Genomic DNA, 6,211 nt, shown 5'->3' with positions numbered 1-6,211 from the left:
CGACACCTCAACACCGAAGCACGAGCCCAACTTGCGACGGCTTGACAAACATAGGAGATTCAACGCATATCTCCACGCACATATCCCCCGTAGGCCCTGACCTGCGGGGGATATGTATACCGCCATCGTTTATTCTGATGTTCAGTGCACACATTATGGGGGAGGGACCATGATCTCCGGACAGACAATTGGTATTCGCAGTGCCGCAGGTATCACCGCACTGCTTCTGACACTTACCGCCTGCGGGGGCTTCGACGAGGTCATGGAAGAAACTGAGCAGGCGGAATTCGAACGATCCGAGCCTGAGGAATCCGAGGCCGGCACCCCCGGACCGGATGCCGAGGGCACCGAGGAAGAGGAACCCGCCGAGGAGACACCGCCCTCCGAATCCGAAGAAGAGGATGCGGAGAGTACATCCGAAGAGGAAGACGAGGACGGCGTCGACGAATCCGAGGTGGTGGCCGAGGGGCCCGGTGAACTGGTCACCTTCGAAGTCGAAGCCCTGGACTGGAACGAGGATGTCTTCGACGCCCTCGGTGAGATCACCGGCCACAGCGGCGCGGACTACCGGGCCGCGGCTGGGAACCCCAGCGACTACGGGCTGCCGGCCGATGCCCCGGACCTACAGGGCTACCTGACCCCAGGGGAGTACCGGTTCAATGAGGGAGCCGAACCCGAGGACCTCCTACAGGCCATGGTCAACCGCACCTATGACCGGCTGGCCGGGATAGGCGTCACTGACCGGGATGAACAGCATGAAGTGGTCACCATGGCCTCGCTGATCGAAGACGAGGCGATGCCCGAGCAGTACCCCACTGTTGCCGGTGTGATCGAGAACCGGGCCGGTGATGGTCTTCTGCAGATCGACACCACCGTTCGGTATGGGCTCGGTGATCTCGACCGGGTGCTGACCAATGATGACCGGGCAGATGCCTCCAATCCGTATAACACCTACCAGCATCCGGGACTGCCTCCGGGACCGATCACCACGCCCTCCGTTGAGGCACTGGAGGCTGCGGCTGACCCCGAGGCCCACGGCTACTACTACTGGACCAAGGTGAACCCCGATACCAATGAGGCGAAATTCGCCGCAGATGAGACAACCCACCTCCAGAACGCGCAGGAATTTGTCGAGTACTGCGAGCAAAACCCCAGCTCAGACGGCTGCTGATGGCCTGATGGCAAGAAAATAAAAAAATCGCAGAAACCCTGCAACTTTTCTGCTCCCCGGTGCGACTCATGGGCGTCACACACAACACACCAAGAAGGGGAAAGACCCATGAACCAGCACCAGAACCAGTACCCAGCACCCCAACAGCCCCAGCAGGGATACCCTGACCAGGGCGGCTACGGTCAGACTGCCTACGGGCAGCCGGGCTATGAGCAGTACGGGGTTCCCCAGCAGCCCGGAAACCCCCAGGACTGGTACCCGCAGCAGCCCAGCAACGGACTGCCGGCGGCCTACGGCACCCTGAAGACCCTGACCGTGGTCTCCATGGTGATCGTGGTGGTTCTGTGCATCCTGGCGCTGATCGTCAGCGCCGTCGCCGCCAGCGGCTGGAGCGGGTTCCTGATCGACGCCGTCGGAGGTGAAGGGACCTCGGCCGGCATGATCGCCGTGGTGCTGATCTTCACCCTGGTTACCCTCGCCTGCTACGTGGCAGTGATCATCGGCATCGGCAAACGGGCAGCCTGGGGCCGGCTGCTGGGCATGATTTCCTGCGGGCTGGGCCTGGCCGTCATCGGCATCCTCAGCCTGACCATGATCTTCAGTGCGATGAGCGCAGGTGGAGGGGCCTTCCTCGGCGCACTGATCGTGGTGCTGATCTTCTTCGGACCGTTCCTGGTGGTCAACGCCTTCTGGCTCAAGACCAGCCTTGCCAAGGAACTGAAGGGAGTCTTCCAGTAACCACAACCGTGGACAGCGGGCTGGACGCCCCGGTGGGAATCCCACCGGGGCGTCTTTGCATCTGTATCTCCGAAGGCGCAGAGGACGCCGAGATCGACTACGAGCTGGAAGCAGAGTGATCAGTGACCATGTTCAATGCAACTTCTCGGGCTCTTCGTCCGACTCACACATAAAAAGCACAGCGTGGAATACGTGGAGATAACGGGAGAATGCAATGGCAACCACAGATACGGACAAGCTGCATTGGCGCAAAAAACTAGGACTGGCACTGGTGGCCGGGCTCATGGTCACAGCATGTGCCCCCGAGGAGGAATTGGAGTCCGAGGCCAGCTCAGACAGCGGGCCGGTGGATGTGGAAGACGCCATCGACACCGTCACCTACTCCATGCCCCGAGAAGAGGGCACCATGACAGTCGGACTGCATGGGCTGGAGGTTGAGGACTCCATCACCCGCTATGACCTCGACGACGCCGTGGAGTACCTCGGTGGAGAATCCGAGGATGAGGACGTCATCGTCCTGGAGACCGATATCCTCTTCAGCCCCAATGAATGGGAACTGCCCGAGGTCGCTCCCACCCGGACCGAAGAACTGGTCGAGGAAGTACCTGAGGGCGCATCGGTCAATGTCCACGGACATACCGACTCCCTGCCGGTGGACGAGACTCAGTACGACTTCGACAACCAAGAACTCTCCGAAAACCGGGCCCAGGCAGTTGCCGATGTGCTCTCCGATGTCCGCCCGGACCTCGAACTGACCGTAGAGGGCTTCGGCGACAGCGAGCCCGCAGTCACCGAGGACGAGGACGATCCCGACACCTTCGCGGCAAACCGCAGGGTCGAGATCCGCTACGGCGACTGATCACATCACCTCCAGCTGGTCTCCCTCGGCGCGTATAAACAGCCCGGGGGAGACCCTAGTGACCATACTGGAAGGTGATGACTTCCCCGCTGAGACCGCAGACCATCCTCGCGGCCACCAGTGCCTTCGCGCTCACCCTGGCCCTGGCCGCCTGTGAGGAGCCCCCGCCTGAGGAGAATGACCCCCTCGGCGGTGGGTCCCTGGAGGACTCCGTCTCAGCGGCAGAGGCCACCGCCCCTGATCCCGAGGGCAACCAGATGGCCCATGAGGAGATGCGCGAAATCCTCGAAGATCAGCTCCCCGAGGCCACCGTCACCGATACCGATGACTGGTGGGCCAACCTCCGCGATATCAACCGGGAACTGCAGAAACTCGAAGTCGACCCCATCGACTGCAAACCCTTCGTCACCGCATCAGCACTGCCGGTACCCTCCGGGGCACTGGCCGCGCTCGCAGACACCGGGGACCGCCAGGCAGCCATCTACTCCTTCGAGGACTGGGAAGCCGCCCAAATGCACTTCCAACAGGAGGCCCAGGGACTGGACCGCTGCTCAGAGCACACCGTCCTACGAGACGTCGGCGAAGGCGAATTCACCGCCGAAACCGAACTCAATGAAGTCGAAGTCCTCTCCGGGGCAGCCGATGCCGTAGCGGTCCACCGCAGTGTCACCGCAGACGGGGATACCCAACACGATCTCGCCGTGGTGCTGCGGGAATCCGCCGTCGTCGTCGGTGTTGTGCAACCCCTGGAAGACCCCCTGGGGGAGGAGTCAGCTGAGGAGATGGCCACCGAACTCGAAGCCGAGGCAGCGCTCATCCTCTCCGAGGCAGTGGGTGAGGAGATCATCGCCCCCGAGCCGGAACCCGAGGACGACGAGGAGGAAGAGGACGCCGAAGGCGCCGAAGACAACGACGACGCCGACACCGAGGACGCAGGCGACGAAGAGACCGAGGACTGACGGATAGACTCGTCCCTATGATCACACGCCTGTCCCACCTGTTCCTGCGCACACTGCGCGATGACCCCGTTGATGCCGAGGTCGCCAGCCATAAACTGCTGGTCCGGGCCGGATACATCCGCCGGGCAGCACCAGGGATCTACACCTGGCTGCCGCTGGGGCTCTCCGTGCTGGGCAAACTGGAACAGATCGTGCGTGAAGAGATGAACGCCATCGGCGCCCAGGAAGTCCACTTCCCTGCACTGCTGCCCAAGGAACCCTACGAGGCATCCGGACGCTGGGAGACCTACGGCGACGGCATCTTCCGGGTCCCAGACCGGAAATCCCCCGAACACACGGTGGGCAAGAACGAGGACGGCACCGAGAAGACCATCCGGGAGCCCAACTACCTCCTGGCCCCCACCCACGAGGAGATGTTCACCCTCCTGGTCAAGGACCTCTACAGCTCCTATAAGGATCTGCCGCTGAACATCTACCAGATCCAGACTAAATACCGGGACGAGGCCCGCCCCCGGGCCGGGCTGCTGCGCGGCCGCGAATTCATCATGAAGGACTCCTACTCCTTCTGTGTGACCGACGTGGACCAGCAGGCCGCCTACGATGCTCACCGCGAGGCCTATATCAAGATCTTCGAACGGCTCGGCCTGCCCGCAGTACCGGTGGCCGCCGATAACGGTGCCATGGGCGGCTCGGCCTCCGAGGAGTTCCTCTACCCCTGCGATATCGGTGAGGACACCTTCGTAGAATCCGATGGCGGCTACCGCGCCAATGTCGAAGCAGTCACCAGTGTCCCGCCTGAGCCCATCGACTACAGCAGCGCCCCGGCCGCCGAGGTCCACCACACCCCGGGCACCGACACCATCGCCACCCTGGTGGACGCAGCCAATGCCGACCACCCCCGCGAGGACCGCGAATGGACCGCCGCCGACACACTGAAGAACGTAGTGGTCACCGTGGTCACCCCCACAGGGGACCGTAAGGTCGCCGTCATCGGTGTCCCCGGCGACCGGGATGTGGACCTCAAACGCGCCGAGGCCACTATCGGAGCAGCAGTCGGCGTGGAAGGCGAACTGCAGCTGGAGGCCGCCACCTCAGCAGACCTCGCCGCCAACCCCGGACTGGTCCGCGGCTACATCGGGCCCGGACTCAGCCTCGATGAGCCGGTTCTCGGCACCGAAGGCTCCACCGGGATCCCTTACCTGGTCGATCCCCGGATCGTCAGCGGAACCCGTTGGATCACCGGCGCCAACGAGCAGGACAAACACGTCTTCGGCCTCGTGGCCGGCCGCGACTTCACCTGGGACGGAACGATCGAATCCGTCGTCGTCCGCGACGGCGACCCCGCACCCGATGGATCCGGGCCCCTGCGCACCCGCCGAGGTATCGAACTGGGGCATATCTTCATGCTCGGCCGGTACTTCTCCGAGGTGCTGGACCTCAAAGTCCTCGACGAGAACGGCAAGCAGACCACTGTCGCCATGGGCTCCTACGGCTTCGGCGTCACCCGTGCTCTGGCCGCCCTGGTGGAGGCCAACCACGATGACAAGGGCATCATCTGGCCCGCAGCCGTGGCCCCGGCCGATATACACCTGGTGGCAACCGGTAAGGGCGAGGAGATCTACGAGGCCGCGGAGAAGCTCGCCGGTGACCTCGAAGCCGCCGGGCTCAACGTCATCTACGATGACCGGCCCAAAGTCTCACCCGGTGTGAAATTCGGCGATGCCGAACTGCTCGGTGTGCCCACCATCGTGGTGGTCGGCCGCGGCCTCAAAGACGGTAACGTGGAGGTCAAGGATCGCCGCAGCGGAGAGGCCACCGATGTGCCCCTGGCTGAGGCGGTCAACCACCTGACCACCCGCAGTCAGGAACTGCTCTAGGAAGGAGCGTCTCCGCCATGGCCTCACCCCCACGGGCCTCAGCACAGGACAGGTTCAAGGACCCCCGTGCCGCCGCCCTGGCCGAACTGATCGAACCCACAGTCTCCGCCCACGGGCTCTACCTGGAGGAACTGGCGCTAACCGCCAAGGGTGCCGCCACCATCCTGCAGGTCACCGTGGACTATGAGACCGGCACCGAGAATGTGGACCTCGACACACTCGCCGGGCTCTCTGAGGCGCTCAGTGTGGTCCTCGACCACGCCGAGGAGGAGCAGAAGGCCGGGGCCGCCGAGAACTCCGCGGCCAAACCCCTGGTGGACCTCGACTCCTATGAGCTTGAGGTCACCACCCCCGGGGCCACCCGTCCGCTGACCGAACCACGGCATTTCAGCCGTAATCTCGGCCGGCTGCTGGAGATCGAAGCCGAGGGCCAGGCTGCCATCAACGCCCGTTTACAAGACGTGGCCCAAGACGGCATCGTGGTCCAAGAGATCAAACCCCCACCCAAAAAAGGCATGAAACCCAAGACCGGACCCCAGAGACATATACCCTTTGGTTCCATCACACGAGCCAGGGTCCAGGTAGAGTTTTCCTAACCCTAGGCACC

General features: G+C 63.3%; 6 protein-coding genes. All 6 read left to right on the top strand.

Annotated features, from left to right (window positions below; all coding sequences use genetic code 11):
- Positions 1-169 precede the first annotated feature (169 nt).
- Positions 170-1,171, top strand: a complete 1,002-nt coding sequence (locus HGQ17_RS14075) for an endolytic transglycosylase MltG (RefSeq protein ID WP_168888588.1) — start codon at positions 170-172, stop codon at positions 1,169-1,171.
- A gap of 108 nt (positions 1,172-1,279) precedes the next feature.
- Positions 1,280-1,909 carry a hypothetical protein gene (locus tag HGQ17_RS14070; RefSeq protein WP_168888587.1) on the top strand — a complete coding sequence of 210 codons (630 nt, stop codon included), beginning with the start codon at positions 1,280-1,282 and terminating at the stop codon, positions 1,907-1,909.
- Between the two features lie 214 nt (positions 1,910-2,123).
- A complete protein-coding gene (locus HGQ17_RS14065) occupies positions 2,124-2,768 on the top strand; it encodes an OmpA family protein (protein ID WP_168888586.1) in 645 nt (214 codons plus the stop codon).
- Positions 2,769-2,845: 77 nt separating this feature from the next.
- Entirely contained in the window at positions 2,846-3,727 is an 882-nt protein-coding gene (locus tag HGQ17_RS14060; RefSeq protein WP_168888585.1) for a sensor domain-containing protein, read from the top strand.
- Between the two features lie 17 nt (positions 3,728-3,744).
- Entirely contained in the window at positions 3,745-5,604 is a 1,860-nt protein-coding gene (locus HGQ17_RS14055) for a proline--tRNA ligase (RefSeq protein ID WP_168888584.1), read from the top strand.
- A gap of 17 nt (positions 5,605-5,621) precedes the next feature.
- The gene (locus tag HGQ17_RS14050) at positions 5,622-6,200 is read left to right on the top strand and encodes a ribosome maturation factor RimP (protein ID WP_168888583.1); all 579 of its coding nucleotides are present in this window, start codon (positions 5,622-5,624) and stop codon (positions 6,198-6,200) included.
- The last annotated feature ends 11 nt before the right edge of the window (positions 6,201-6,211 follow it).

It is taken from the genome of Nesterenkonia sedimenti (genome assembly GCF_012641515.1).
In the GTDB taxonomy this organism is placed as follows: Bacteria; Actinomycetota; Actinomycetes; order Actinomycetales; family Micrococcaceae; genus Nesterenkonia; species Nesterenkonia sedimenti.
This window is presented reverse-complemented; position numbering and strand designations above follow the sequence as displayed.

Excerpts from the sequence above, each read along its gene's own strand:
- HGQ17_RS14070 (WP_168888587.1), top strand. The coding sequence starts at position 1,280 with ATGAACCAGCACCAGAACCAGTACCCAGCACCCCAACAGCCCCAGCAG.
- HGQ17_RS14050 (WP_168888583.1), top strand. The coding sequence starts at position 5,622 with ATGGCCTCACCCCCACGGGCCTCAGCACAGGACAGGTTCAAGGACCCC.
- HGQ17_RS14060 (WP_168888585.1), top strand. The coding sequence starts at position 2,846 with ATGACTTCCCCGCTGAGACCGCAGACCATCCTCGCGGCCACCAGTGCC.
- HGQ17_RS14065 (WP_168888586.1), top strand. The coding sequence starts at position 2,124 with ATGGCAACCACAGATACGGACAAGCTGCATTGGCGCAAAAAACTAGGA.
- HGQ17_RS14075 (WP_168888588.1), top strand. The coding sequence starts at position 170 with ATGATCTCCGGACAGACAATTGGTATTCGCAGTGCCGCAGGTATCACC.
- HGQ17_RS14055 (WP_168888584.1), top strand. The coding sequence starts at position 3,745 with ATGATCACACGCCTGTCCCACCTGTTCCTGCGCACACTGCGCGATGAC.